Below are 24,935 nucleotides of genomic sequence, written 5' to 3' on the forward strand. Positions count from 1 at the left end.
GCACGGAGGCCCCCGGGGGGGCCCGGGCCCGCCCGTCGTTGTCGTGGGCGCCCTCGCTGTGGGTCAGGTCCGCCCCGGGGGCCCCCCCCCGCGCGGTGACGGTCAGCGGCCCCGGCCGGCCCGGCCGCAGGTAGGTGACGGTCAGCTGGCTGGTCGCAGGGACCTCGCCCTCCCCGGTGGTGGTGCGCACCGCCTGGCCCATCGCGGTGTCGACGAGGGTGGCCAGCACGCCGCCGTGGAGGGTGCCGGCCGGGTTCAGGTGCTCCTCGCGCGCCTCGAACCCGATGCGGGCGCTGCCGTCGTCGGCGGTGGTCACCTCCGCCCCGAGCCGCTCGGCGTAACCCCCGGGCCCCGTCTGCTCTGCCATGGCGCCTCGCTACCCGGCCGCGCGCGGTCCAGTCAGGACGGCGTCCGGAGCCGCTCCTGCACCAGCTCGGCACCGCGGACGACGGCCGGGGCCAGCGCGCGGATCGCCTCGACGTCCCGCATCCGGCTGCTGGGCGCGGCCACGCCCAGGCCGGCGAGCGGCTGGCCGACCGTGTCGCGCAGCGCCACGGCGACCGCGCACACCCCGTCGGCGCTCTCCTCCCAGTTGAGCGCGTACCCCTGCGCCCGGATCGTGGCCAGCTCCGCGCGCAGCTGTCCGAGGTCGGTGAGCGCGGCGGCCGTCGTGCCCCCCGGGAGGGTCCCGCCGGGGTAGCGCCGGTCCAGCTCGGCGTCGGACAGCCCAGCGAGGACCGCCTTGCCCACCGCCGAGGCGTGCGCCGGCCGGACGACGCCGGTGCGGTTGCCCACGCGCACCGACCGCGGGCTCTCGGCGCAGTCGAGGAAGCGCACCGTCGTCCCCTCGAGCAGGGCCAGGCTGACCGTCTCCTGGGTCTCCTCGCGCAGCTGCTCGAGCACCGGGCGGGCCACGCGCCGGATGTCGATGCGGTTGACCGCGGCCAGGCCGATCTCGTAGAGCGCGGGCCCCGGGCGGTAGGCGCCGTTGGGCCGGTCCTGCGTGACGAACCCGCGGCGGCGCAGCGCGGTCAGCAGCCGGTGCGCCGTGGACCGGGCGACGCCGAGCTGGTCGGCGGCCTCGGCCACGCGCAGGGCCTGGCTCTCGCCGACGAGCTGCAGCAGCACGAGGGCGTTGTCGACCGACGTGGTGGTCGGCCCCTCGGGCGCCGACGCGGAATTCGACATGCCGGAACTGTAGAGCGCCTCCTAGGTGGAGGGTGGAACTGCTGTCTAGCCTGACCCGCATGACCGAGGAGGTCCGCCGATGACTGCCACCCCTGAGACGCGCACCGATCTCGAGTTGGAGGCGCTCTACCGCGACCTCGCCGCGGTCGACCTCCGGCCGCTGTGGACCATCACCGAGCAGCTGCTCACCCCGACACCGCAGCCGCGGGCCATCCCGTGGCTGTGGTCGGCGGCGACGATGAAGCCCCTGGCCCGCCGGGCCATCCAGCTGGTCCCGGTCGAGCGCGGCGGGGAGCGGCGGGTGCTCAGCCTGGCCAACCCCGGCCTGGCCGGCCGGCCCTACGCCGCCGGCACGCTCTGGGGTGCCATCCAGTGCCTCGGCCCGCGGGAGACCGCGCCGGCGCACCGGCACACCCCCGGCGCGGTGCGCTGGGTCCTCGAGGGCGAGGGCGTCTGGACGACGGTCGACGGCGACGCGTGCGACATGCACCCCGGCGACCTGGTGCTCACGCCGTCGTGGAACTGGCACGACCACGTCAACGGCGGCGACTCGGAGATGTTCTGGTTCGACGGGCTGGACCTCCCGATGGTCGAGGCGCTGGACGCGGTGTTCTTCGAGCCCTACCCCGGGCCCGGGGAGAGCCAGCCGCAGCCGGCCGAGCACAACCTGTCCGAGCGGGTCCACCCGCCGGGCACCCGGTACGTGCAGGGCTGGGTCGACGGGCCGCTGACCCCCGCGCCCTCGCCGCTGCTGGTCTACCGCTGGGCCGACACCGCCGCCGAGCTGGACCGGCTGGCCGCGGAGTCCGACGAGCCGGTGCTCGCGCTGGAGTACGTCAACCCGACCACGGGCGCCAGCGTGCTGCCGACCCTCGGCTGCTCGGTGCTGCGGGTGCGCGCCGGCCGGCGCAGCGCCCCGGTGCGCCGCAGCGGCAACGCCGTCTTCGTGGCGTTCCAGGGCGCGGGCTCGACGGTCATCGACGGGCAGCGCTTCGACTGGGGCCCGGGCGACATGTTCGTCGCGCCGTCCTGGTCGGCGGTCGAGCACACCGCCGGCGAGGAGAGCGTCCTCTTCCAGCTCACCGACGCCCCCGTGCTGCGCGCGCTGGGCATCTACCGCGAGCAGGTCCTGCCGGAGCCGCAGACGGTGACCGGCACCTTCACCCCCCGCTGAGCACCCACCCCCGCTGACACTGGAGACCCGTGAAGCTCGCACTCTTCGACGACCACCGGCTCGGGGTCGTCTCCGCCGACGACGCGACGCTGGTCGACGTGACCGGCGCGCTGCCCTGGCCGCACGACCCCGACCCGCTCACCGCCGGGTGGTGGCGCGCGCTGTGCCGCGACTCCGCCACCGTCCTCCCGGCGCTGCGCGAGGCCGCCGCCGCGGGGACGCCGCGGCCGGTCGCCGAGGTCGCGCTGCGGGCGCCGGTCCTCGGCCCGTCCAAGGTGCTCGCCGCGGCCAGCAACTACGGCGAGCACGTGGCGGAGATGCACGGGGTCCAGGAGCGGACGCTCGGCCGGGTCGAGTCCTGGATGATGGAGTTCGACGTCTTCCTCAAGGCGCCGTCCTCGATCGTCGGCCCGGGCGCCGACGTCGTCCTGCCCCCGGACGTCGTCGCCGCCGGGCACGAGGTGCACCACGAGTCGGAGCTCGTCGTCGTCATCGGCGCCGGCGGCAAGGACATCCCGGTCGAGTCGGCCATGGACGCCGTCCTCGGCTTCACCGCCGGGCTCGACATCACCGTGCGCAGCGCCGCGGACCGGTCGCGCCGGAAGAGCTACGACACCTTCAGCCCGCTCGGGCCGTGGCTGGTCACCACCGACGAGGTCGGGGACGGCTCGGACCTCGACATCCTGCTCACCTGCGAGGGGCAGGTGCGCCAGGCGGTCAACACCCGCGACCTGCTCACGCCGGTGCCGCAGATCGTCGCCTACGCCTCCTCGGTCATGACCCTGCTGCCCGGCGACGTGCTGTTCACCGGCGCGCCGCCCGGCGTGGGCCCCATCACCCCGGGTGAGAAGCTGGAGATGACCGTCAGCCGCATCGGCTCGATGGCCGTGACCGTCCGCTGAGCCGCTCCGGCACGGCGGAGGCGCCTGCCCCGAGGAGGAGCGCATGACCAAGCCGGAGACGCTCGACTGGTGGGCCGAGGGGGAGCGGCTGTTCGGCACCGCCCTCGGCCGGCTCACCGACGAGGAGTTCGAGGGCCCGTCGCTGCTCCCCGGCTGGAACCGCCAGTACCTCCTGGCGCACGTGGCCCGCAACGCCGACGCCCTGTGCAACCTGCTGCACTGGGCGAGGACCGGTGTCGAGACCCCGATGTACGCCTCGGCCGAGGCCCGGGAGGCGGGTATCGCCGCAGCGGCGGCGCTGTCCCCGGCGGCGCTGCGGGGTGAGGTGCTGGCCGCCACCGCGCGGCTGGCCGAGGCGGTGCACGGGTTGCCGGAGGAGGCCTGGACGGCTCCGGTCCGCACGGCGCAGGGGCGCGAGGTGGCGGCGTCGGAGGTGCCCTGGATGCGCTGCCGGGAGGTGTACGTGCACGCCGTGGACCTCGACGCCGGGGTCGGCTTCGGCGACATCGACGAGGAGGTCCAGGCGGCGATGGTCGACGACGTGTTCCGCATGTGGGACCGCCGCGACCAGGTGCCCGACGTCGTGGTGTTCGCCGGCGACCGCGAGTGGGGGACCGGCGCGGTGGCCGTCTCCGGGTCGCTGCCGTCGGTGACGGCGTGGCTCACCGGGCGCTCCCGGGGTGAGGGGCTGGCCGCGGACGGCGGGATCCCGGAGGTCCCCGCGTGGCTGTGACGGCGCCCGCCCCGGCGCGGTAGCCGGTGGAGCTGCGCCACCTGCGCTCCTTCGTCTCCGTCGCGGAGGAGCTGCACTTCCGGCGGGCCGCGCAGAAGCTGCACGTCGCCCAGCCGGCGCTCAGCAAGCAGATCAGCGCCCTGGAGCACGAGCTGGGCGTGCGGCTGCTCGACCGCGACCGTCGCGGCGTGCTGCTCACCGAGGCCGGCCGGGTCTTCCTCGCCGAGGCCGTCGAGGTGCTCGCCCGCGCGGACGGCGCGGTCGACCGGGCCCGCGCGGTCGTCCGCGGCGAGGTCGGCCGGCTGAGCATCGGCTTCATCCAGCCCGCGCTGGCCGACCTGCTGCCCCGGTCGCTGCGCGCGTTCCGCCGGCACCACCCCGGCGTCGTCCTCACGCTGAGCGAGGCCACCAGCCGGACCGCGCTCGAGCGGGTCACCGACGGCACCATGCACCTCGCCTTCACCCGGCTGCCGATCCCGCCGCGGCCCGAGCTGCGGACGGCGGTGGTGAGCGAGGAGCCGGTGCTGCTGGTCGTGCCGCGCGGGCACCGGCTGGCCGAGCGGTCGTCGGCCCGCCTGGAGGAGATCGCCCGCGACGAGGTCATCCTCATCGACCGCACGGTGGAGCCGGGCCTGCACGACTACTACGTCACCGCCTGCAACCGCGCCGGCTTCAGCCCCCGGGTGGCCCACGAGGTGAGCAGCACCTCGATCGCGCTCGGCCTGGTGGCCGGTGGCCTCGGCGTCGCCTTCGCCCCGGCGTCGGCGCGGCTGGCCGCCTCGGCGGGCGTCGCGCACGTGCCGCTGGAGGACGGCGACCTCGCGCTGACCATGGGTGCCCTCTGGCGGGCCGGGCCGCGGCCGGCGGTGCTCGACAACTTCCTGGCGCTGCGCCCCTGGGAGGACGGCGAGCTCCCACCGGCGGACTGACTCCTGCCGGTCATCACCGCGCCAGCAGGGCCCTCGCCCGTGTCCTGCGATCTCGCCGGATGCGCTGCTCACCGGGCTGATTCCCAACGGGGATCAGCCCGGCCCGAGTCCGTATCACCGGACCGTCGTCCCGGGCCCCTCCGCGTCCCTACATTCCTGGGCGGACGGAACCGGCGACGGAGGAGCGGGCATGACGGTGCAGGAGCAGGCGGTGGCACCCGGGCGGACGCCGGCGGAGGTCCTCCGCGCGGCGGAGGGGCTGCACGACCTCGTCGACGCGCACGGCGAGGAGAACGACCGCACCGGCCGCATCGCCGAGCCGGTCATCGAGGCGCTGTACGACATCGGCGCGATCGGGGTCTTCACCCCGCGCGCCCTCGGCGGCGCGGAGATGACCCCCCGGCAGGCGATGGACCTGTTCCGGACCCTCTCCCACGCCGACCCCTCCACCGGCTGGGTCACGATGGCCATGGGCCTGGCGACCGGCCTGGCCGGGGCGTTCTTCCAGCCCGACGCCGCCCGCGAGCTGTTCGCCACGCGGCGGCTGGGCATCGCCGGCCAGGGGACCAAACCCGGCCGCGCCGTCCCCGTCCCCGGCGGGCACCGGATCAGCGGCGAGTGGTCCTTCGCCTCCGGCATCAAGCACTGCACGCACCTGCACACCGCCGCCCTGGACGCCGAGTCCGGCCAGACGCGGTTCTTCATCGTGCCGGTCGAGCAGGTGACCTTCATCGAGAACTGGGACGTCCTCGGCCTGCGCGGCACCGGCAGCATCGACTACACGCTCGAGGACTGCTTCGTCCCGATCGAGTACAGCTACCCCTCGCTGAGCACCGAGCCGGTCACCGGTGGCGACCTCTACCGCATCGGCATCGGCAACTTCGCCAGCATCAACCACGGCGGCTGGGTGCTGGGGGTGGGTCGCCGGGTGCTCGACGAGCTGGCCGCCGTCGTCCGGGCCAAGGCCGGCCGGCCCGGGGCGCAGACCGACACCGCCGCCTTCGCCGAGCACTTCGCGAAGGCCGAGGTGCAGCTGCGCGCCGCCAAGGCCCTCCTCTACGAGGTGTGGGAGGAGATCGAGGAGACGCAGGGACGCGGGGAGGACATCCCGCTGCGGCTGCACACCCTCAACCGGGTGGCCCTGCACAACGCCACGTTCTCCGTCGCCGGGATCGCCCAGTTCGCCTACACCTCCGCCGGCACCGACGCGCTGCGCCGGGGCACCCTGCAGCGGCTGTTCCGCGACGTGCACGGCGGCACGCAGCACGTGTCGTCCTCGCCGCTCGTCATGCAGTCCGCCGGCCGGGAGCTGGCCGGGCTGGAGGAGGGCAAACGCTGGGTGCACTTCTCGCTGAAGTGACCCGCTGTTCGACCTGGCGGAACTTCCTCCACGCCGATTGCCCAGCGTGGAACCGTGACGTACGTTACAGCGCGCCGTCCGCCGGGTCGGCGTGACGAACGACCTCCAAGGAGACCGGATGAAGTCCTCGAGAGCCGCCTGGGCGCTGGTGACCGCCACCGTCCTCATGGCCAGTGCCGCGTGCGGTGGCGGGTCCGACGACGCGGGCTCCAGCGACGCGTCCGGGGCCACGGGCGGCGGGGACGGCGGCGGTCTGACCACGCTGACCATGGCCGAGACCCCCGGTGGCCCGTACTCCTTCGTGGCCTACGGCGTCCAGCGCGGACACTTCGAGGACGAGGGGATCGACCTGCAGGCGCGGGTCAACCCCGGTGGCGGCACCGCCACCGTCCCCGCGCTGGTGCAGGGCGACATGGACGTCCTGGGCCTGGACCTGGTCTCGGCGATCACCAGCATCAACGCGGACCTGCCGATCAAGATGGTCGCCGCCGGCAGCGCCACCTCCGAGGAGCCCGACGGCGACTTCGCCGCGGTCCTGGTGAAGCCCGACAGCCCGATCCAGGGCCCGGAGGACCTCGACGGCGTCCGGATGGGCGTCAACGCGCTGCGCAACGTCAACGACCTGGCGATCGGCCGGATCCGCGACGAGCAGGGCTTCGCCGAGGACGCGATCAGCCCGGTCGAGCTGCCCTTCCCGGAGATCCTCGCCGCCATCACCCGCGGCGACGTCGACGCGGGCATCGTGATCGAGCCCTTCGCCACCATCGGGCAGAACCAGGGCCTGCGGGTCGTCCACCGCCCGTGGGTGGGGATCGAGCCGGGCCTGCAGATCGGCACCATGGTGATGACCGACGAGACCATCGCCCGTGTCGGCGACGACGTCGTGGCCGCCTTCGGGCGGGCCGTGCAGGCCACCGCCGACGACATCCGCGAGGACCCCGAGTCCTTCCGCCAGGCCATGCCGGAGCTGATCGAGATCGACCCGGCCCTCGCCGAGCAGATCAACCTCATCCAGTGGCGCGGCAAGAACGACCCCGAGTCGATCCGGACCTTCGGCGAGCTGATGGTCAAGTACGGGCTGGTCGACGAGGAGATCGACTACGACGCCGCGATCATCGACGACTGACCGGACCAGCGACGACTGACCGGAGGCCCCGGTGCGGCAACGGCGCCGCACCGGGGCCTCCTCGCGACCCGAGGAGCTCCGTGAACCTCCCGACCGGCGGCCCGCAGCTGGTGGACGTCCCCGCCGAGGACGGCACCCGGCTGGAGGGCCTGCTGTACCCGCCGCCGGCGCGTCCGACGGCCGCGCTGCTGCACGTGCACGGCAAGGGCGGCAACTTCTACTCGGGCCCCCCGCGCACCCTGCCACCGCTGGTCGCGCCGGACCGGTTCGTGCACCTCGCGCTCAACCTGCGCTGCCACGACCTCGGCTACAGCCGGCTCGGGGACGACGCCGGCATCGCCACCGGCGCCGAGGCCGCGTACGGCGGCATGTGGGAGCGGCTCGACGACGGGCCGCTGGACCTCCGCGCCGGCGTGAGCTGGCTGCGGGAGCGGACCGGTCTGCCGGTGGTCGTCGTCGGGCACTCCGCCGGCGGTTACTTCCTCGGTGACTGGGCGCCCGGCCCCGAGGTGGCCGGGCGGGTGTTCCTCTCCCCGCTGACCTCGGTGCGGTTCCCGCTGTCGGCGTGGTTCGCCGACGACGCCGCCCTGGAGGAGGCCCGGGTGCACGCGCAGGACCTCGTCGACCGCGGCCGGGGCCACCTGCTGATCCCCGTTCCCGCCTGGTACTTCGCCATCTCGGCCGCCTCCTTCCTGGAACGCCTCGCCGAGCGCCCGGACCGCTGGCTGGACGGCTGCAACGCGTCGTCGTCTCCTCTGCTGCTGGCCTGGGGCGGTGCGGAGACCCGGGCCGCCGCGTGGCGCGCGCTCTACGACCGCCTGCAGGTGCCCGACCGGGCGTGGCTCGAGCTGCCGGGGGCCGGGCACGAGTACGGCGGCGCCGAGGCCGCGCTCGCCGCGGAGATCACCCGCTTCGTCGACGCCCGCGTCTGACCCCGGGCGCCGCCGACCCCGTCCCGGCCCCACCGCGGACGGGCCCGCCCCGTCCGACCCGTCCGCCGTTCCGCGTGGTAACAGAACCGGCCCGTTCCGTACACTGGCCGGTCACCGCGGGGAGATCCGGTGTCACGGGGGGGCCGGGCCTCCCCGCGGCCGCTCACGGCACGCGTTCCAGCAGGGCCCGCGCGAACGCCTCGGCGACGGGGTCCACCGGCGCGGTGTCCGCGGCCGCCCGCAGCCACGCGGCCAGCGGAGCCGCCAGCGCCGGCGACAGCGCCGTGATCCACGCGCCCGTCCCGGCCCGCGCCTCGGCCACGTGCTCGGTCCCGCCGCCGGGCAGGTGGGCGACCACCTCGGGCCGGCTGGCCAGCAGCCCACCGGCCCGCCAGTCGCCGGGCGTGGTGCGGGCGGCCAGCCGCTCCAGGCCGCGCGCCGCCGTCCGCAGCAGCTCGTCGGGGTCCACGGGGGCATGCTGCCCCACGCCGGGGTTGGGCCGGGCGTGCGGACGGGTAGCGCGCACGGGTCCCGTCCCTGCGCCCCGGGAGCCGCCCGTGGACCCGTCCGACTCGTCCGTCCCCGAGCTGCAGACCATGCCGCTGGGCCTCTACGACGTGGTGCAGCTGGCCATCCTGGGCGCCGGGTTCGCGCTGTTCGCCTACCTGCTCTACTCCTGGGTCAGCCGGGACGAGGTCTCGGCGCGCTACCGGCCCTCGTCCTACGCCGCCATCTGCCTGGCCGCCGTGGCGACGGTCGCCTACCTGCTCCTGTACCTCGACTGGGACAGCGGGTTCCGGCTCGAGGATGGCGTCTTCGTGCCCAACGAGGAGGCGCGGACCACCGAGGGCACCCGCTTCATCGACTGGTCGGTCACGGTGCCGCTGCTGACCGTCGAGCTGCTCGCCGTCTGCTCGATCGCCGGCGCGGCCGCCCGCCGGCTGCGGTTCACCACGATGGCGGCGGCCTTCCTGATGATCGTCACCGGGTACATCGGCGCCCAGGTCGTCGACCAGGGCCGCGACACGCTGGCCCTGGTCGTGTGGGGCCTGATCAGCACGCTGTTCTTCGCCTACCTGTACGTGGCGCTCATCGGCGCGGTGCGCCGGTCGCTGCCCACCATGGGCGCCGAGGCCGCGGCCAGCCTGCGCAACGCGACGATCGTGCTGCTCAGCAGCTTCGGCATCTACCCGCTGGTCTACGCGGTACCGGTGTTCGCCGACGTCACGCCGGCCTGGTTCACCGCCATGCAGGTCGGCTACTCGGTGGCCGACGTCGTGGCCAAGATCGGCTTCGGCGTGCTCGTGCACAAGGTGGCCAAGCTGCGCACCGCTGAGGACGTCGCCGCGGGCGTCGACACCCACCCCGAGCCGGTGTGGTCGAGCAACGTGCACAAGAGCGACGGCGTGCTCCCCGAGCTGGGCCGGGTCTCCCCGGCGGTGGCCGACCGGCTAGGCGCGGCCCGTGGCGCCGGCGCCCCGGACGCCGGCGCCCGGGCACCCGGGGCCTGACCGGTCGTGCCGGCCCCGACGGCGGTCCGCGCCTCGGCGCCCCTGAGGACGGCGACCGTCGTCTCGCTGGCGGCCGCGCTCGCCGGGCTGGCCGTCGAGTTCGTCGTGCCCGGCGGGTGGGGGGCGGCCGGGCCGGTGGTGCTGGTCTGCGGCCTGCTCCTCGGCCTGCCGCACGGGGCGGCCGACCACGTGCTCCTCGGCGCCCGGCCGGCCGGCCCGCCCCGCGGGTGGGGGCTCGTCGTGGGCGGGTACGCCGCGCTCGCCGTCGTGACCTGGCTGCTCTTCCGGGCGTTCCCCGGCCCCGGCCTGGCGCTGTTCGTGGCCCTCTCGGTGTGGCACTTCGGCAGCGGGGAGACCGCCGTGGCGGATCTGCGCCGTGGCGGGCCGGTGCGGCGCCGGGTGGCGGCGGCGCTGGTCCTCGGGTCGGTGGTCCTGCTCGTCCCGCTGGCCCGCCCGTCGCCGGAGGCCGAGCGCGTCCTCGCGGCCGTCCTGCCGGGGTCCGCCGCGGCACCGGCGCTGCTGCCGTCGGCCGTCGTCCCAGGGGTCGTCGTGGCCGCCGTGGTGCTCGGCGCCGTGCTGCTGGTGGCCCGGCGCCGGCTGGAGGCGCTGGAGGTGGCCGTGCTGCTGGCGGTGGTGCTCGTGCTCCCCCCGCCGGTCGCGCTGGGGCTCTGGTTCGGCACCTGGCACTCGCTGCGGCACGTGGCGCGGCTCGCGGTGCAGGACCCGGCCGCCGACCCGCGCGCTGCGCTGCGCCGCTTCCTGCGGGCGGCCGCGCTGCCGACGGCAGCCGCCCTCGTCGTCCTGCTCGTGCTCTGGCGGACGACCGGCGGCGGGCACGGTCTCGTCGCCGTCCTCCTGCCGGTGCTCGCCGCGCTGACCGTCCCGCACACGCTGACCGTGACGTGGCTGGACCGGGCGCGGGGTCAGGCGGGCTCGCGGCGCATCGGCACGTGCGGGATGCCGTCCTCGACGTAGCCCGGGCCGCTGCGCCGGAACCCGAACCGCTCGTACCAGCCCTCCAGGTGGGCCTGCGCGCCGAGCGTGATCGGGTGCCCCTCGCACAGCTCGATGCCGGCACGGATGAGGTCGGCGGCCAGCCCGCGCCCGCGGTGCGTCGCCGCGGTGGCGACCCGGCCGATCGCGCGGGTGTCGCCGTCGTCCAGCACCCGGATGGTGGCCGCGACCGCACCGTCGTCGTCGAACCACAGGTGCACCGTCGTCGGCTCGGCGTCCCGGCCGTCGAGCTCCGGGTAGGGGCACTGCTGCTCCACCACGAAGACGTCGACCCGCAACCGGCACAGCGCGTAGACCTCGTACGGGGTGAGCTCGGCGAAGCGGGCGGTGCGCATGGGCAGCGGCGGAGCGGGGGGCACGGCGTCAGTTGTAGCCCACGCCGCGACGGCCGTCCGTGGTACACCTTCAGGTCAGGTATGGCTCACCTATCTCCGGGAGCGCGTGGGTGAAGAGGTTCGGGCGGGCGACCGCCACCGCACTGACCGTCGCAGGCGTGCTCACCGGGTGCGGGTCCGACGCCGCCGGTGACACGGAGACGCTGACGGTCTACAGCGCCCAGCACGAGAGCCTGGTCCGCACCATGCTCGAGGACTTCACCGCCGAGACCGGCATCGAGCTGGAGTTCCGCGACGCCAACGACGCGGAGCTGGCCAACCAGATCGTGCAGGAGGGGGAGGCGTCGCCGGCCGACGTCTTCCTCACCGAGAACAGCCCGTCGATCGACATCCTCGACGACGAGGGGCTGCTCGCCCCGCTGGACCAGGCGACCCTCGACCAGGTCGGGGAGCCGTACCGCCCGGCCTCGGGCACCTGGGTCGGCTTCGCCGCCCGCTCCACCGTGCTGGTCTACAACCCGGCGCAGCTGCCCGAGGCCGAGCTGCCCGCGTCGATCCTCGACCTGGCGGACCCGGCGTGGGAGGGCCGCATCGGCATCGCCGCCGGCGGGCCGGACTTCCAGGCGATCGTCAGCGCCGTCCTCGCGCTGCGCGGGGAGGACGCCGCCCGCGCCTGGCTGGCCGGTCTGGAGCGCAACGCCGACGTCTACCAGAGCAACACCGCGGTGATGCGCGCCGCCGACGAGGGCGAGATCGACGCCGGCGTCATGTACCACTACTACTGGTACCGCGACCAGGCGGAGAACGCGCTGCAGGGCGACGACGCGCGGCTGCACTACTTCCGCAACCAGGACCCCGGCGCCTTCGTGAGCGTCTCCGGCGCGGGCGTGCTGGCCTCGACCGACCAGCCGGAGCAGGCGCAGCAGCTGGTCGCCTACCTCACCAGCCCGGAGGCCCAGCAGAAGCTGGCCGAGAGCACCGCGCTGGAGTACGCCGTCGGCACCGGCGTCGCCTCCGCCGACGTGCTGCCCCCGCTGGAGGAGCTGCAGGCGCCGGACGTCGACCCGGGGTCGCTCGACCAGCGGCGGGTCACCGAGCTCATGCAGGAGGTGGGGCTGCTCTGAGCGCTCCCGCCCCGCCGGTCGCCCGGCCCGGGACGCCGGACCGCCCGGCACCCCGCGGCCGCGCCCGCCCGCGCTCCGCGGTGCACCGCACCCCCGTCACGCTGGTGCTCGCCGCGGCCGTCGCCGCCCTCACGCTGCTGCCGCTGGTCTACATCGTCGCCTCGACCGTCGACGTCGGCTGGAGCGGCATCCGGGAGCTGGTGTTCCGGCCGCGGGTGGGCGAGCTGCTGTGGAACACCGCCCGCCTGGTCGGCGGGACGGTGCTGCTCTGCGCCGTCCTCGGGGTGGGCGCGGCCTGGCTGGTGGAGCGGACCGCCCTGCCCGGACGGCGGGTCTGGCACGTGCTGCTCGTGGCGCCGCTGGCCGTCCCGGCGTTCGTCAACAGCTACGCGTGGATCTCGCTGCTGCCCGGGCTGGACACCTACGCCGGGGCGCTGCTGGTCGTGACCCTGTCGTACTCCCCGTTCGTCTACCTCCCCGTCGTCGCCGCCTTCCGCGGGCTGGACCCGGCCCTGGAGGAGACCGCCCGCGGCCTCGGGCTGTCGGGCTGGGCGGTGTTCCGGCGGGTGCAGCTGCCGCAGCTGCGGGTGGCCCTGCTCGGCGGCAGCCTGCTGGTCGCGCTGCACGTGCTGGCGGAGTTCGGCGCCCTGCAGATGCTGCGCTACCCGACCTTCACCACCGCGATCTACGACCAGTACCGGGCCACCTTCAACGGGCCCGGCGCCACCATGCTGGCCGGCGTCCTCGTGCTGCTGTGCCTCGTGCTGCTGCTGGCCGAGGTCCGGCTGCGCGGCCGCCACGGGTACGCCCGCACCGGCGCGGGCGTGGCCCGGCCCGGCCGGCCGGTGCGGCTGGGGGCACTGCAGGCCCCCGCGCTGCTGGGCCTGGCCGCGCTGGTCGGGCTCTCGCTCGCGGTGCCGCTGGCCAGCCTGGCCACGTGGCTGGTCCGGGGCTCGTCCACCGACCTCGAGGTGGGTGCCCTGGTCACCACGACCGGCACGACGCTGGGGCTGGCGGCCGCGGCCGCCGCGGTCACCACCGCGATGGCGCTGCCCACCGGCTGGCTGGCGGTGCGCGCCCGCGGCCGGGTGGCGACCCTGCTGGAGCGCAGCACCTACCTGGGCAGCTCGGTGCCGGCGATCGTCATCGCGCTCGCGCTGGTCACCATCGCCATCGACGTCACGCCGTGGATCTACCAGACCGTGCCGGTGCTGCTGGCCGCCTACGCGATCCTGTTCCTGCCCCGGGCGATCGTCCCCGTGCGCGCTGCGGTCGAGCAGTCGCCGCGGCTCCACGACGACGTCGCGGCGTCCCTCGGCTCCTCCGCCCCGGACCGGCTGCGCCGGGTGACCCTCCCGCTGCTCGCCCCCGGCATCGGTGCCGGAGCCGCCCTCGTCTTCCTGGCCGTGGTCACCGAGCTGACCGCCACCCTGCTGCTCGCCCCCACCGGGACGACGACGCTGGCGACGGCGTTCTGGTCGGCCAGCAGCGCCCTGGAGTACGGGGCGGCCGCGCCCTACGCCGTCGTGATGGTGCTGCTGTCGGCGCCGGCCACCGTCCTGCTGTCCCGTGACGCCCGCAGAGGTCTGACCACATGAGCTCGCTGACCGTCACCGGGGTGACGAAGTCCTACGGCCCGACCCCGGTGCTCACCGGGGTCGACCTGTACGTCCCCGAGGGCGGCCTCACCGCGCTGCTGGGCCCCTCGGGCTGCGGGAAGACCACGCTGCTGCGGCTGATCGCCGGCTTCGACGACCCCGACACCGGCACCATCGAGCTCGGTGGACGGCTGGTGGCCGGGCCGGGGCACAGCCTCGCCGCGCGCCGCCGGCACATCGGGTTCGTGCCCCAGGAGGGCGGGCTGTTCCCGCACCTGAGCGTGGCCGGCAACGTGGCCTTCGGCCTGCCGCGGCGGCAGCGCCGCGACACCGCCCGGGTGGCGGAGCTGCTCGCCCTCGTGGGCCTGGACCCGGCGCTGGCCGAGCGCGCCCCGCACCAGCTGTCCGGAGGCCAGCAGCAGCGGGTCGCGCTGGCCCGCGCGCTGGCGCCCCGCCCCTCGCTGGTGCTGCTCGACGAGCCGTTCTCCTCCCTCGACGCGTCGCTGCGCGAGGAGACACGGCAGGCGGTGGCCGAGGCGCTGAGCGCGTCGGGGGCGACCGCGGTGCTGGTCACCCACGACCAGGCCGAGGCGCTGTCGATGGCCGACGAGGTGGCCGTCCTGCGGGGCGGCCGGCTGGTGCAGCTGGCCGATCCGCGCACCCTCTACCGCAGCCCACGCGACCTCGACGTCGCGACGTTCGTGGGGGAGTCCGTCGTCCTGGACGCCGAGGTCCTCGACGGTCAGGCGCACTCCGCGCTCGGCGTCCTGCCGCTGGACCGGCCGTGCCCCGACGGGCCCGCGCGGGTGCTGCTGCGGCCCGAGCAGCTGCGGCTGGGCGCCCCCGGTGCCGGTCCGACGGCGCGGGTGCGCGGCGTGGACTTCTTCGGTCACGACGCCCGGGTCCGGCTGCAGCTGCACTCCGGTCCCGCGTTCAGCGCCCGGCTGGAGGGGCGGGACCTGCCCTCGGCGGGGGACGACGTGTCGGTGCACGTCGTCGGCGCGGCGCTGCCGTTCCCCGCCGGTGGGACCGTGCCGGTCGGGCACCGTGCGGAAACGGGCGCGCAAACGGCTTAGGTATGCCTACGCTTCCCCGCGTGGACCTCTTCCTCTTCTCCGTCGACCCGACCTGGGGCGCCGACGTGGTGGCCGCCGGCGCGGCCGGGATCGTCGTCGACTGGGAGCGCCGCGGCAAGCACCGGCGGCAGGCGGGCGAAGGCACCCAGATCAACGCCGACACCCCCGAGGACCTCAGCCGCATGCGCGCCGCCACCGACGGGCGGCTGCTGTGCCGGCTCAACGGGTACGGCCCCTGGACCGCGGCCGAGGTGGACGACGCGGTGGCCCGCGGCGTCGACGAGCTGATGCTGCCCATGGTCCGCACGACCGAGGAGGTCGACCGCACCCTCGACCTGGTCGCGGGCCGCTGCGGCCTCGGCATCCTGATCGAGACGCAGGACGCCGTCGCCCGCGCCGCCGACTTCGCCGCGCGGCCGCTGTCACGGGTGTACGTGGGCCTCAACGACCTGCGCATCGACCGCGGCGCGACCCAGCTGTTCGCGCCGCTGGTCGACGGCACCGTGGACGCCGTCCGCGCCGCGGTCACCGACCGGCCCTTCGGCGTGGGCGGGCTGACGCTGCCCGGGGGCGGCTTCCCCGTACCCGGGGAGCTGCTCGCCGCCGAGCTGCTCCGCCTCGGCACCGCGTTCACCTTCCTGCGCCGCTCGTTCACCGCCGACATGGCCGGCCGGGACCCGTTCGTCGAGGTGCCCCGCCTGCACGCCGCGCTGGACCGCCTGCGCGCCGCGAGCCCCGCGGAGGCGGCCGACCGGCGGGCCGCGTTCGTGGCCGCGGTGACCGGCGTCCCGGAGGCGCAGCCGGTGTGAGGGCGCTGGTCACCGGCGCCGGTGGGTTCGTCGGCCGCCACCTCGTCGTCCGGCTGCGCTCCGACGGCTGGGACGTCGTCCCGCTGACCCGGGCCGAGGTCGACCTCGCCGACCCCGTGGCCGGCGCGGCGGCGGTGCGGGACGCCGACCCCGACGTCGTCTTCTCCCTCGCCGCCGGCCGGGCGAAGGCGACGCCGGCCGAGCGGGCCGCCACCGTCGCGGTCAACACCAGCCCGTGGCTGGTCGACGCCCTGCCCGACCGCTGCCGCGCCGTGGTCCGCCTGGGCTCCTCCACCGAGTACGGCGCCGGCCCGGCACCGCTGACCGAGGCCGCCCCGCTGCGGCCGCGGGGCTTCTTCGGCGCCACCAAGGCCGCCGGCTCGCTGCTGCTGCAGGCCGCCGGCGCCGAGCGCGGCGTGCGGACGGCGGTGTTGCGGGCCTTCCAGGTGTACGGGCCCGGGGACCACCCCACGCGGCTGGTCCCCGTGGTGCTCGAAGCGGCCCGCAGCGGCGCCGTCGTCCCGCTGCCGGCGCGGGTCAGCCGGCGGGACTGGGTGTGGGTCGGCGACGTCGTCGACGCCTGCCTGCGCGCCGCGCTCGCCGACGACCTGCCACCGGGTCAGGTGCTCAACATCGGCACCGGCGTGCAGACCGCCACCGAGGAGCTGGTCGCCACCGCCGAGCGGGTCACCGGCCGGCCCATCGCCACCGCGCCGGGTGCCCACCCGGGACGGGAGTGGGACACCGACTGCTGGGTCAGCGACCCGTCGCGGGCGTCGGCCCTGCTGGGCTGGACGCCGACCGTGGACCTCGCCGAGGGGCTGGCGCGCACCTGGGCCGCAGGGGCATGAGCCCGCCGGGACCGCGGATCGCGGTCGTCGTGCCGGTGTACCGCAACGAGGCGACGCTGGCGCCGCTGGCGCAGCGGCTGGCCGCGGCGCTGGCCGGCCGGGACTGGCGGCTGCGGCTGGTCGTCGACGCCTCGCCCGACGACAGCGCGGCGGTCGCCTCCGCGCTCAGCGCCGCCGACCCCCGCATCGCCGTCTCCGGGCTCACCGTCAACTCCGGGCAGCACGCCGCCCTGGCCCACGGCCTGGCGGCCGAGCCCGACGCCGACGTCTGGGTGTGCCTGGACGCCGACCTGCAGGACCCCCCGGAGGCGGTACCGGTGCTCCTGGACCGCCTGGCCCTCGGCGACGTCGACGCCGTCTTCGCCGGCCGCCGGGGCGCCTACGAGTCGGCGGTCCGGCGGCTCAGCGGGACGGCGCACCGCCGGCTGGCCGCGCGGCTCACCGGGCTGCCGCCGGACGCCGGTGCCTTCCTCGCGATGGGGCCGGCGGTGCGGGATGCGGTCGTCGCGGCGGTGCTCGGCGGGGGGGCGCCGAGCGTGGTGCTGGCCGTCGGCGCGACCCGGCGGCGGGTGACCAGCGTCCCTGTGGCGCGGGACCGGCGGCCGGAGGGCCGGTCGGCGTGGAGCCACCGGGACCGGCTCGTGCAGTCGGCGCGCTCCCTGGTGTGGGCCCTGCGGCAGCGCCGCTGACCCAGGCGCCGGACCGCTGGACCGCTGGCGCAGGCTCCTGGCCGCGCAGAACAGGATCGCGGCAGAGGTCGACGGGCTCACGAGCATGCAGTCCTGGCTGCGGGCGCACGGGCGGCTGTCGCCGGTCGCAGTTCTCACCTGGTCCCGTACGTGGGCCACACGCCCCGGTGCGCATGCCACGATGCGTCGTGGACACATTCGGGCAGATCGCCGACGAACGTCGCAGTCTGGCTGCCCAGATGGCGGGGCTCACGAGTGAGCAGCAGGCGACGCAGAGCCTGTGCAGTGGCTGGAGCGTGCGCGACGTGCTCGCGCACCTCGTCGTGCCCCTGGAGGTGGGCATCCCGAAGTTCGTGCTGGCCATGCTGGCCTGCCGCGGGAACTTCGACCGGGCCAACGTCCGGCTGGCCCGCGAGCAGGCGCGTCGGCCCTTCGGCGAGATCATCGAGGTGTTGCGTCAGAAGGCCGACTCGCGGTTCACCCCTCCCGGTGCAGGTCCCGAGGCGCCGCTCACCGATCTCCTCGTGCACGGCCTGGACATCCGCTGGCCCCTGGGGCTGCCGCACGACATCCCCGAGGAGCGCCTGCACACGTCGCTGACCCACCTGACCGCCGCTCCCGTCGGTGGCGTCGTCGCCCGGGGCACCGTGGACGGGTTGCGGTTCGAGGCGACCGACATCGACTGGGCGCACGGCAGCGGTCCGATCGTGAGCGGCGACGCCGAGGCGCTGCTGTTGGCGATCACCGGCCGCACGGCCGCACTCACCCACCTCGGCGGGGACGGCGTTCCGACGTTGCGCGGCCGACTGACCTGACCTGGTCCACACCGAGAACGGACAGCACCCTCGAGCCCGGAGGACCCGGGATCGGCCGATCAGCGACCGGAGGATCCAGCTCCTCCACTCGCCAGGAAGGAGACAGAGTGGCTGTCGACGCCGACCTCGCAGCCCGCGTCCGCGCTGCCGTTTCTCACGAGGAGGACGTGCGTGAGGTGAGGATGTTCGGTGGCCTCGCGTTCATGGTGAACGAGAAGATGGTTGCTTGCGTCTCGGCCGGCGGGGGTGCCCTGCTGGTGCGCGTGTGCCGCAGCCGCGATGCCGAGTACCTGGAGGTGCTCGGGGCCCGTCGCGCGGAGATGGGCGCGGGCCGGTCGATGGGGGAGGGGTGGATCGCCGTCGATCAGGAGGCGCTCACCGACGACCGCGATCTGCAGTTCTGGATCGACGCCGTCCTGGAGTACAACGTCGAGCAGACGGCGCGGCGGTGACCACGCGGACCGAGCGGCCACACCTCGGCCGTCCCTGCAGATGACGCCGCGCGAGCCCGCGCTGACGACGCCGCAGGATGCCCACCCCACCTGTCGGTGATCCCGGTGCGCCGCAGCGTCCGCCACTCCCCTGGGAGATCGGCCTCAGCGCTCCCAGAGCTGGACGACGAGGTCGGTCTTGCTGCCGGAGAAGGCCCGTTCGACGGTCATCCGGAGTCCGGCGGCCTCGAGGATCTCGTCGTCGTCGGTGGGCACCGGGGCGCCGTCGATGATCCGGCGGACCAGCCACACCCGGTCGGCCGAGCCCGGCGCATCATCCGGGGGCAGGACCACGTCGTTCCGCAGCTGCGGCGCCGCCGTCCGCACGTAGTGGTCCAGTCCGGTCGCCGACCGCTGGTCGGCCGCCACCACCGGCTCCCCGGGACGGTGGTGCGCGGCGAGGAAGGCCACCACGTCGTCGGCGCGCTCCCGCGGCTCACGGACGGCCAGCGGCGAGCTGGCCAGCAGCGCGCAGGCCACCAGCAGACCGGCCACCGGCGCCCGCCCACCCCGCGGCAGCGCCATGGCGCCGGCCGCGGCGAGCACGCCGAGCCCGAGCAGGCCGGCGAGCAGGTAGCGCGGCAGGTAGACCGGCCGCACCAGTTCGGCGCCGAGCAGCAGCAGGAGCGGGGCCAGCGCCCAGCAGGTCCCGAGGACACGCACCCCTGCTCCGCGCACCGCCCCGAGCACGGCCAGACCCACACCCAGGTACAGCAGGGGGGTGCGGCCACCGGCCCACGCCTCGACGGCGAGGTCGGCGAGCGTGCCTCCGGTGTCCCGCAGGTGCTCGGCGTTGCGGGCCCCGGTCCCGTTGAGGAGGTTGACCGCCACCAGCCCGGCGGTCGGGACGACGGCGGCCGCACCGGTGAGCACGACCGGCAGCGCGCGCCGGCCGCGCAGCAGCACCGCGGCCAGGACGAAGGCGGCCAGCACCGTGACCGCGTACCAGTGCATGAGCCCCATGCCGGCGCCGGCGACCCCGAACAGGAGCAGCCCCCGCGGCGCCCCGTGCAGCCACCGCGCCAACCCCAGCACCGCGCCGCCGGTGGCCAGGACGGCCAACCCGTAGCTGCGGGCCTCCACCGCCTGCTCCAGCACCAGCGGCCCGGCCGCCAGCACCACGCCGGCCAGCACGCCGACCGACCGGGAGGCCAGCCGGGTGACTGCCCGCGTCACCAGCGCCAGACCGCCCGCGGTGGCCAGCAGCGACAGGACCCGCAGCGAGGTGTCCCCACCCAGCCCCGGCAGCGACGTCCAGGCGTGCACGACCAGGTAGTAGGGGGCGTTGTACGACGGCGGCACGTCGACCAGGTAGCTCGTCGTCCCCCTGCCCTCGACGACCGCGGCCACGATGTCCCGCAACGGCAGGCGCCCGACCTCCGCCGTGAACAGCTCGTCGAACCACAGCCCGTGCCCCGGCAGCAGGAGCACCGTGCCGAGGACGCCGACGACCAGCGGCGGCAGCAGCTCGGCCGGCGTCCACCGGCTGCGGGACCGGATGACGTTCCGCGGCGGCGCGTCCAGGGTCGCCGGCGAGTCCACGAGGCGCAGGCTAGGCGACCGGCCCTCGCCCGTCCCCGGCCCGCCCGTCGCACGTCCCCGACCCGCCCGCCATCCGGCACCGGGGCCGGCTGAGGAGCCGCGGGTGTCCGGGAGGAACGACGCCGTCGCCGGAAGCGGGGGACCGGGGCCCGCGCCGCCGCCGTCGTCCGACGTGGTGGCCGCCCGGTTCCGGCGACAGCCGCGTCGCGACACCGCCCACGAGCTCGCCGTCCGCCGGCGGCTGCACGCCCGCGGTGTGCGCTTCCGTGTCGACGTCCGGCCCGGGCCGGAGACCCGGGCGCGCGGGGACATCGTCTGGAAGGGCCGGCGCCTGGTCGTGTTCCTCGACGGCTGCTTCTGGCACGCCTGCCCGACGTGCGGCCACGTGCCCCGGGCGAACCGGGACTGGTGGGTGGCCAAGCTGGCCGGCAACGTCGCCCGCGACCGCCGCACCGACGCGCGGCTGCGGTCGGCCGGCTGGCGGGTCCTCCGGTTCTGGGAACACGAGGACCCGGACGTCGTCGTCGAGGCCATCTGCCAGGCGCTCGTCGTCGAGGCGTTGCCCGACTGAGCAGGCAGGGGTCAGGGCTCCCTGGTGCCGGGCGGGGTGTCCTGCGCCTTGTGCGCCCGCTGCCAGAACGGGACGGCGATCCACCACCACGCGAGCAGGGCCGCGACGGCGCCGGCGGTCACCCACGCCTGCGCCAGGTCGAACAGCACGTCGGTCACGAGCAGCACGGCCGAGCAGATGGCGATCGCCAGCACGATGAGCCCGACGAACGCCGACCGGTGGCTGCGCCGCAGCAGGTTCTCCTTGTCGTGCTGCCGGAACAGCACGCGGTGCTGCGCGGCGGGCGCGATGAGCAGGCCGGTCGCGATCGCGGCGGCCAGCAGCGTCACGAAGTAGACGTCCCGCTGGAACTCGGTGAGGTCCTCGCCGCGGTCCTGGAACGGGACGACCAGCAGGAAGGCGAAGAGGAACTGCACCCCGGGCAGCGCCACGCGCAGCTCGTTGAGCAGTTCCAGCAGCTCCCGGTCGATCCGCTCCTTGCGGCTCTCGCCCGGCGCACCCCCCTCGTCGTGCGCCGCCCGTGTCTCCGCCATGCCGTCTCCCGCCCGACGTGTTCACCCGGCGTTCACCTGGGCGGTGATGCTGCCCGCTCCGACGTGCGGGTATGCCGGAGGAGCCGCCCGTACACCCGGGCGGGGGAGGAGTGCGACGTGTCGACGTGGTCACCGATGGAGGCCGGCTCAGGCCGGGAGGACGACGGCATCCCCGCCGCCGACCCCGGAGCGGGCGCGCCCGCGCCGGCCGAGGGGTTCGGGGTCGGCGGGGAGGAACCCGACCGGCCGGAGCAGGAGGCGCCGCCGGCCGACGGGTCGCCGGCGGAGGAGGACGGCCGGCGCGGCGACCCGCCGTTCCGGACGCCGGACCCCGGCGACGTCGGCCGCGGATGACGACGGTGGCGGGCCCCGCGAGGGCCCGCCACCGTGTCGTGCCGGCCCGGCAGGACCGGGAGGGCCGGCCCGAGCACCACGGACGGCAGCCCGGCCCCGACCCACCGCGACCCGGGAGGCGGTCGTGACGCCGGGCCGGGAGCGGAGCGGCCGGCGTCAGCTCTGGGCGAGGCCCCGGGCGACCTCGCCGGGACGCTGCTGCTCCCCGGCGTAGGAGCTCACGACCACGAGGGCACCGGTCAGGGCGGGGACCACCCACTGCAGCCGGTCCAGCTGCTCCTGGGCGGCGGCGACCTCGGCCCGGGCCACCTTGGTCCGCCGGGCCGGCTTGGTACCGGACCGCGAGGGCACCGCGCCGGCGTTGGACACCGTCTGGCCCAGCACCCGGCTGTAGGCGGTCACGCCGAGCGCGGCCAGGGTGAGCGCCGTCTTGACCGCGCTCATGCCGGCGACACCCTGCTGACCGGCCACGCGGCCGCGGTTGCCGAGCAGCTGGCCGACGCTGCCGGCCAGGTGGGCGCCGATCGCGACCGCGTTGACCGGGGTCCAGCGGTCCCAGCCCACGTTGGCGACCCGTCCGGTGCTCCGGTCCCCGCCGGCCTCCGCGGCGGCGGCGTTGAGGGCGACGGCGTTGGCGAGGGTGCCGCCGAACCAGGCGGACAGACCGAGGTCGTGCATGGCGCGGGACAGGGTGTTGCGGGCCATGGGGCGCTCCAGGGAAGGGGGGAGAGGTGCGGGTCAGGTACCCGCCGGACCCGTCCCCATTCCGGTTGCGTCCCACCGGATGTGCCCGGCGGTCAGCTCAGCTCCCGTACCGCAGCGCCGCCCGCTGCCGCGCCTTGGCCGCCTCCACCTCGCGGTCCTTGGGCGGCGCCGTCGTCACCAGCGTGGCGAGCAGCCGGGCCGACGCCTCGGCGATCTCCGCGACGGCGCGCTCGAACGCCGCCTCGTTGGCCCGGGACGGCCGGGTCGTGCCGCTGATCTTGCGCACGTACTGCAGCGCGGCGGCCTGGACCTCCTCGTCGGTCACCGGGGGCTCGAAGTTGGCCAGCGGTCGGATGTTCCGGCACATGGCCGCAGCGTAGGAGCGCCACGCTGGGGAGGGCAGCCCCCGCGGACCGGCTCAGGCGGTGAAGCCCGCGCGGTCGATCCTGCGGTGGTACCGGGTGCCGAGCTTCCCGCCGAGGACGGCGCCGACCAGCGTGACCACCGCCATCGCGACCAGGGTCAGGATCCCGCCGGTGGTGGCGGTGCCCTCGTCGATCGGGATCCGCGGGAGGTTGAGCGCCTCGAGCACGTTGTACTCGCGGCCGAGCAGATAGCCCGCGATGGACAGCACCACCACCACGAGCAGCCCGATCAGCCACACGGCGACGCCCTGCCGCAGCCCGTCGAACCGGGCCATGCGGCCGGCCACGTAGCCGCCGGCGAGGTAGGCCAGGAAGAGCACCGCGAGCAGCGCGATCGCGCCGGCCAGCCCGATCGTGTCGGCCTGCGCCGTGGCGTCGTCCGGGGAGTCCAGCCCCTGGGTGAGCCCCAGCGCGACGCCGGCCGCCGACAGCAGCGCGATGAGCAGTACCGCCAGCCCGTTGGCCGACAGCCAGCCGAAGAACGCCGCACCCCACTTGATGCCACCGAACCGGGAGCGCTGGGCGGCCACCGCGTCGCGGGCCACGCCCCGGGTCGCCGAGGCGCCGTCGCGGGTGGCGTCGTGGTCGTGGGCGGTCCGGTCGCTGCTGGCCATGGGCCCCTCCTCCGGGCAGGCCCGCGCCGACCGGCGCGGGACGCCCCGGTCGGTTCCCGCCGCCGGACCGCGCAAACCGCCGCCCCCACCGGCGCGGACGGCCGCCTCCGGCCCGCCGGGGGAGGGCAGGATCGGACACGTCCGCGGGAGGTGCGATGACGGTCGTGCTGGTCGACGTGGCCAACGTGCTCGGGGCCCGGCCCGACGGGTGGTGGCGCGACCGCGCCGGCGCCACCACCCGCCTGGTGCGGCGCCTGGCACCCCTCGCCGGCCGCCTGCTGGCCGCGCCCGGTGGCGGGACGCTGCTGTGCCGGGAGCTGGTGGTGGTCGTCGAGGGGGCGGCGCGCGACGTCCGGGTGCCCGAGGGCGTCACCGTGGTCCGCGCGCCCGGCAGCGGCGACGACGCCCTCGCCGACCGGGCCGCCCGGCTCGCCGCCGACGGCGTCCCGCTGCTGGTGGTCACCGCCGACCGCGGCCTGCGCGCCCGCCTGCCGGAGGACGCCGCCGTCACCGGCCCGGGCTGGCTGTACGGCGTGCTGCCCGACGGCCCCGCATGAGCGGACCGCGGCGCGGGTAGGGGCGGAGGACGTCGAGCCGGGGCGGTCCAGCACTGCAGAGCACCCTCGGCCCCAGCCCGAGGAGCCCCATGCCGCCTGACGCCCTGACCGTCCTCGTCACCGGCGCGTCCAGCGGCATCGGCCGGGCGACCGTGCACGACCTCGCCGGTCGCGGCGCCCGCCTCGTGCTCGTCGCCCGCGGCCGCGGACCGCTGGAGGAGACCGCGGCGGAGGCCCGGGAACGGGGCGCCGCCGAGGTGCTCGTCTGCGCCGCGGACGTCACCGACGCCGACGCGCTGCAGCGGGTGGTGGACACCGCGCTCGACCGGTTCGGCCGGCTGGACGTCGTCGTCCACGCGGCGCAGACCATGGCCTACGGGCGCATCGAGGACGTGCCCCGGGAGGTCTTCGAGGCCGTCGTCGACACCGGCGTGCACGGCACCGCCAACGTGGCCCGGTCGGTGCTGCCGGTCCTCCGCCGTCAGGGCGCCGGCCACCTGGTGGTGGTCAACTCGCTGCTCGGGTCCGTCACCGCACCGCTGATGGGCACCTACGCGGCCGCGAAGTGGGGGCAGCTGGGCATCGTGCGCACCCTGCAGCAGGAGGTGCGCGACGTCCCCGGCGTGCACGTCTCCGCGGTCGCCCCCGGCGGGGTGAACACCCCGATCTACTACCAGGGCGCGACGTGGGCGGGCAGCACCGGACGGCCGCCCCCGCCGGTCTACACCGCCGAGCGCGTGGCCCGCGCGGTGGTGGCGCGGCTGGACCGCCCGCGGCGGCTGGTGCAGGCCGGCATCGCCAACAACGTGATCGTGGCCGGCTTCCGGCTCCTGCCCGGGCTCTACGATGCGCTCGTCGGCCCGCTGTTCAAGACCTTCGCCCTCGCCGGGGACGACGCCGCGCCCACCGAGGGCAACGTCTTCGCCTCCCGCCCCGAGGGCAACGCGGTGAAGGGCCCCTGGCGGGCGGTCTGAGCG

Annotated in this window: 30 protein-coding genes; 21 read left to right on the top strand and 9 right to left on the bottom strand. The window is 75.9% G+C overall.

The window, feature by feature from the left end:
- Together ACI79E_RS08930 and ACI79E_RS08935 are read right to left on the bottom strand one after the other, a co-directional pair.
- A partial coding sequence (locus tag ACI79E_RS08930) for a PaaI family thioesterase (RefSeq protein ID WP_456932171.1) occupies positions 1-367 on the bottom strand: 367 nt, incomplete at its 3' end.
- Between the two features lie 32 nt (positions 368-399).
- Positions 400-1,188: an IclR family transcriptional regulator gene (locus ACI79E_RS08935; RefSeq protein WP_456932172.1), complete on the bottom strand. Its 789-nt coding sequence runs from the start codon at positions 1,186-1,188 to the stop codon at positions 400-402.
- Positions 1,189-1,267: 79 nt separating this feature from the next.
- Between ACI79E_RS08935 and ACI79E_RS08940 the strand changes: the two genes are divergently transcribed.
- From ACI79E_RS08940 to ACI79E_RS08970, 7 genes are all read left to right on the top strand, one after another.
- Entirely contained in the window at positions 1,268-2,362 is a 1,095-nt protein-coding gene (locus ACI79E_RS08940) for a cupin domain-containing protein (RefSeq protein ID WP_456932173.1), read from the top strand.
- 29 nt (positions 2,363-2,391) lie between these two features.
- On the top strand, positions 2,392-3,264 hold the full coding sequence (locus ACI79E_RS08945; protein ID WP_456932174.1) for a fumarylacetoacetate hydrolase family protein: 873 nt from the start codon (positions 2,392-2,394) through the stop codon (positions 3,262-3,264).
- A gap of 43 nt (positions 3,265-3,307) precedes the next feature.
- On the top strand, positions 3,308-3,997 hold the full coding sequence (locus ACI79E_RS08950) for a maleylpyruvate isomerase family mycothiol-dependent enzyme (RefSeq protein ID WP_456932175.1): 690 nt from the start codon (positions 3,308-3,310) through the stop codon (positions 3,995-3,997).
- Between the two features lie 26 nt (positions 3,998-4,023).
- The gene (locus ACI79E_RS08955; RefSeq protein WP_456932176.1) at positions 4,024-4,926 is read left to right on the top strand and encodes a LysR family transcriptional regulator; all 903 of its coding nucleotides are present in this window, start codon (positions 4,024-4,026) and stop codon (positions 4,924-4,926) included.
- Positions 4,927-5,116: 190 nt separating this feature from the next.
- Entirely contained in the window at positions 5,117-6,286 is a 1,170-nt protein-coding gene (locus ACI79E_RS08960) for an acyl-CoA dehydrogenase family protein (protein ID WP_456932177.1), read from the top strand.
- Between the two features lie 118 nt (positions 6,287-6,404).
- Entirely contained in the window at positions 6,405-7,412 is a 1,008-nt protein-coding gene (locus tag ACI79E_RS08965; RefSeq protein ID WP_456932178.1) for an ABC transporter substrate-binding protein, read from the top strand.
- A gap of 80 nt (positions 7,413-7,492) precedes the next feature.
- A complete protein-coding gene (locus ACI79E_RS08970) occupies positions 7,493-8,344 on the top strand; it encodes an alpha/beta hydrolase (protein WP_456932179.1) in 852 nt (283 codons plus the stop codon).
- Positions 8,345-8,507: 163 nt separating this feature from the next.
- On the opposite strand, the gene ACI79E_RS08975 is transcribed toward ACI79E_RS08970, so the two are convergent.
- A complete protein-coding gene (locus ACI79E_RS08975) occupies positions 8,508-8,813 on the bottom strand; it encodes a hypothetical protein (RefSeq protein WP_456932180.1) in 306 nt (101 codons plus the stop codon).
- Between the two features lie 88 nt (positions 8,814-8,901).
- Here ACI79E_RS08975 and ACI79E_RS08980 point away from each other — a divergent pair, with 88 nt between their 5' ends.
- Positions 8,902-9,855, top strand: a complete 954-nt coding sequence (locus tag ACI79E_RS08980; protein WP_456932181.1) for a bacteriorhodopsin — start codon at positions 8,902-8,904, stop codon at positions 9,853-9,855.
- Between the two features lie 6 nt (positions 9,856-9,861).
- Positions 9,862-10,830, top strand: coding sequence for a beta-carotene 15,15'-dioxygenase, Brp/Blh family (locus tag ACI79E_RS08985; protein WP_456932182.1), 969 nt, complete (start codon positions 9,862-9,864; stop codon positions 10,828-10,830).
- On the opposite strand, the gene ACI79E_RS08990 is transcribed toward ACI79E_RS08985, so the two are convergent.
- Positions 10,779-11,228, bottom strand: a complete 450-nt coding sequence (locus ACI79E_RS08990; RefSeq protein ID WP_456932183.1) for a GNAT family N-acetyltransferase — start codon at positions 11,226-11,228, stop codon at positions 10,779-10,781. The genes ACI79E_RS08985 and ACI79E_RS08990 overlap by 52 nt on opposite strands.
- Before the next feature lie 86 nt (positions 11,229-11,314).
- Between ACI79E_RS08990 and ACI79E_RS08995 the strand changes: the two genes are divergently transcribed.
- The 8 genes from ACI79E_RS08995 to ACI79E_RS09030 all read left to right on the top strand — a co-directional run bounded on the left by ACI79E_RS08995 (position 11,315) and on the right by ACI79E_RS09030 (position 18,618).
- A complete protein-coding gene (locus tag ACI79E_RS08995) occupies positions 11,315-12,328 on the top strand; it encodes an iron ABC transporter substrate-binding protein (RefSeq protein WP_456932184.1) in 1,014 nt (337 codons plus the stop codon).
- Between the two features lie 80 nt (positions 12,329-12,408).
- A complete protein-coding gene (locus ACI79E_RS09000; RefSeq protein ID WP_456932185.1) occupies positions 12,409-13,926 on the top strand; it encodes an ABC transporter permease in 1,518 nt (505 codons plus the stop codon).
- Positions 13,923-15,002, top strand: a complete 1,080-nt coding sequence (locus ACI79E_RS09005; RefSeq protein ID WP_456932186.1) for an ABC transporter ATP-binding protein — start codon at positions 13,923-13,925, stop codon at positions 15,000-15,002. The genes ACI79E_RS09000 and ACI79E_RS09005 overlap by 4 nt, the downstream gene beginning before the upstream one ends.
- A gap of 20 nt (positions 15,003-15,022) precedes the next feature.
- Complete coding sequence (locus ACI79E_RS09010; RefSeq protein ID WP_456932187.1) at positions 15,023-15,811, top strand: aldolase/citrate lyase family protein; 789 nt, start codon at positions 15,023-15,025, stop codon at positions 15,809-15,811.
- Positions 15,808-16,662, top strand: a complete 855-nt coding sequence (locus tag ACI79E_RS09015) for an NAD-dependent epimerase/dehydratase family protein (protein WP_456932188.1) — start codon at positions 15,808-15,810, stop codon at positions 16,660-16,662. The genes ACI79E_RS09010 and ACI79E_RS09015 overlap by 4 nt, the downstream gene beginning before the upstream one ends.
- Entirely contained in the window at positions 16,659-17,351 is a 693-nt protein-coding gene (locus tag ACI79E_RS09020; protein WP_456932189.1) for a glycosyltransferase, read from the top strand. Before ACI79E_RS09015 ends, ACI79E_RS09020 begins: the two co-directional genes overlap by 4 nt.
- Before the next feature lie 188 nt (positions 17,352-17,539).
- Positions 17,540-18,166 (top strand): maleylpyruvate isomerase family mycothiol-dependent enzyme, encoded by a 627-nt coding sequence (locus tag ACI79E_RS09025; RefSeq protein WP_456932190.1) that lies wholly within the window; start codon positions 17,540-17,542, stop codon positions 18,164-18,166.
- A 107-nt stretch (positions 18,167-18,273) separates the two neighbouring features.
- Positions 18,274-18,618 (top strand): TfoX/Sxy family protein, encoded by a 345-nt coding sequence (locus ACI79E_RS09030; protein WP_456932191.1) that lies wholly within the window; start codon positions 18,274-18,276, stop codon positions 18,616-18,618.
- 144 nt (positions 18,619-18,762) lie between these two features.
- Here ACI79E_RS09030 and ACI79E_RS09035 read toward each other — a convergent pair whose 3' ends face one another.
- Positions 18,763-20,199, bottom strand: coding sequence for a hypothetical protein (locus ACI79E_RS09035; RefSeq protein WP_456932192.1), 1,437 nt, complete (start codon positions 20,197-20,199; stop codon positions 18,763-18,765).
- A 103-nt stretch (positions 20,200-20,302) separates the two neighbouring features.
- Here ACI79E_RS09035 and ACI79E_RS09040 point away from each other — a divergent pair, with 103 nt between their 5' ends.
- Positions 20,303-20,770 (top strand): very short patch repair endonuclease, encoded by a 468-nt coding sequence (locus ACI79E_RS09040; RefSeq protein ID WP_456932193.1) that lies wholly within the window; start codon positions 20,303-20,305, stop codon positions 20,768-20,770.
- An 11-nt stretch (positions 20,771-20,781) separates the two neighbouring features.
- On the opposite strand, the gene ACI79E_RS09045 is transcribed toward ACI79E_RS09040, so the two are convergent.
- Positions 20,782-21,303, bottom strand: coding sequence for a DUF6328 family protein (locus ACI79E_RS09045; protein ID WP_456932194.1), 522 nt, complete (start codon positions 21,301-21,303; stop codon positions 20,782-20,784).
- Positions 21,304-21,420: 117 nt separating this feature from the next.
- On the opposite strand from ACI79E_RS09045, the gene ACI79E_RS09050 reads away from it, so the two are divergent.
- Positions 21,421-21,657, top strand: a complete 237-nt coding sequence (locus tag ACI79E_RS09050; protein ID WP_456932195.1) for a hypothetical protein — start codon at positions 21,421-21,423, stop codon at positions 21,655-21,657.
- Positions 21,658-21,813: 156 nt separating this feature from the next.
- Here ACI79E_RS09050 and ACI79E_RS09055 read toward each other — a convergent pair whose 3' ends face one another.
- The 3 genes from ACI79E_RS09055 to ACI79E_RS09065 form a co-directional block, all read right to left on the bottom strand.
- Positions 21,814-22,362: a hypothetical protein gene (locus ACI79E_RS09055; RefSeq protein ID WP_456932196.1), complete on the bottom strand. Its 549-nt coding sequence runs from the start codon at positions 22,360-22,362 to the stop codon at positions 21,814-21,816.
- Between the two features lie 97 nt (positions 22,363-22,459).
- Positions 22,460-22,729 (bottom strand): DUF2277 domain-containing protein, encoded by a 270-nt coding sequence (locus ACI79E_RS09060; RefSeq protein ID WP_456932197.1) that lies wholly within the window; start codon positions 22,727-22,729, stop codon positions 22,460-22,462.
- A gap of 51 nt (positions 22,730-22,780) precedes the next feature.
- Complete coding sequence (locus tag ACI79E_RS09065) at positions 22,781-23,401, bottom strand: hypothetical protein (RefSeq protein WP_456932198.1); 621 nt, start codon at positions 23,399-23,401, stop codon at positions 22,781-22,783.
- Positions 23,402-23,556: 155 nt separating this feature from the next.
- On the opposite strand from ACI79E_RS09065, the gene ACI79E_RS09070 reads away from it, so the two are divergent.
- Together ACI79E_RS09070 and ACI79E_RS09075 are read left to right on the top strand one after the other, a co-directional pair.
- Entirely contained in the window at positions 23,557-23,958 is a 402-nt protein-coding gene (locus tag ACI79E_RS09070; RefSeq protein WP_456932199.1) for a hypothetical protein, read from the top strand.
- A gap of 89 nt (positions 23,959-24,047) precedes the next feature.
- Positions 24,048-24,932 (top strand): SDR family NAD(P)-dependent oxidoreductase, encoded by an 885-nt coding sequence (locus ACI79E_RS09075; RefSeq protein ID WP_456932200.1) that lies wholly within the window; start codon positions 24,048-24,050, stop codon positions 24,930-24,932.
- The last annotated feature ends 3 nt before the right edge of the window (positions 24,933-24,935 follow it).

This window comes from Geodermatophilus sp. SYSU D00079 (genome assembly GCF_054050635.1).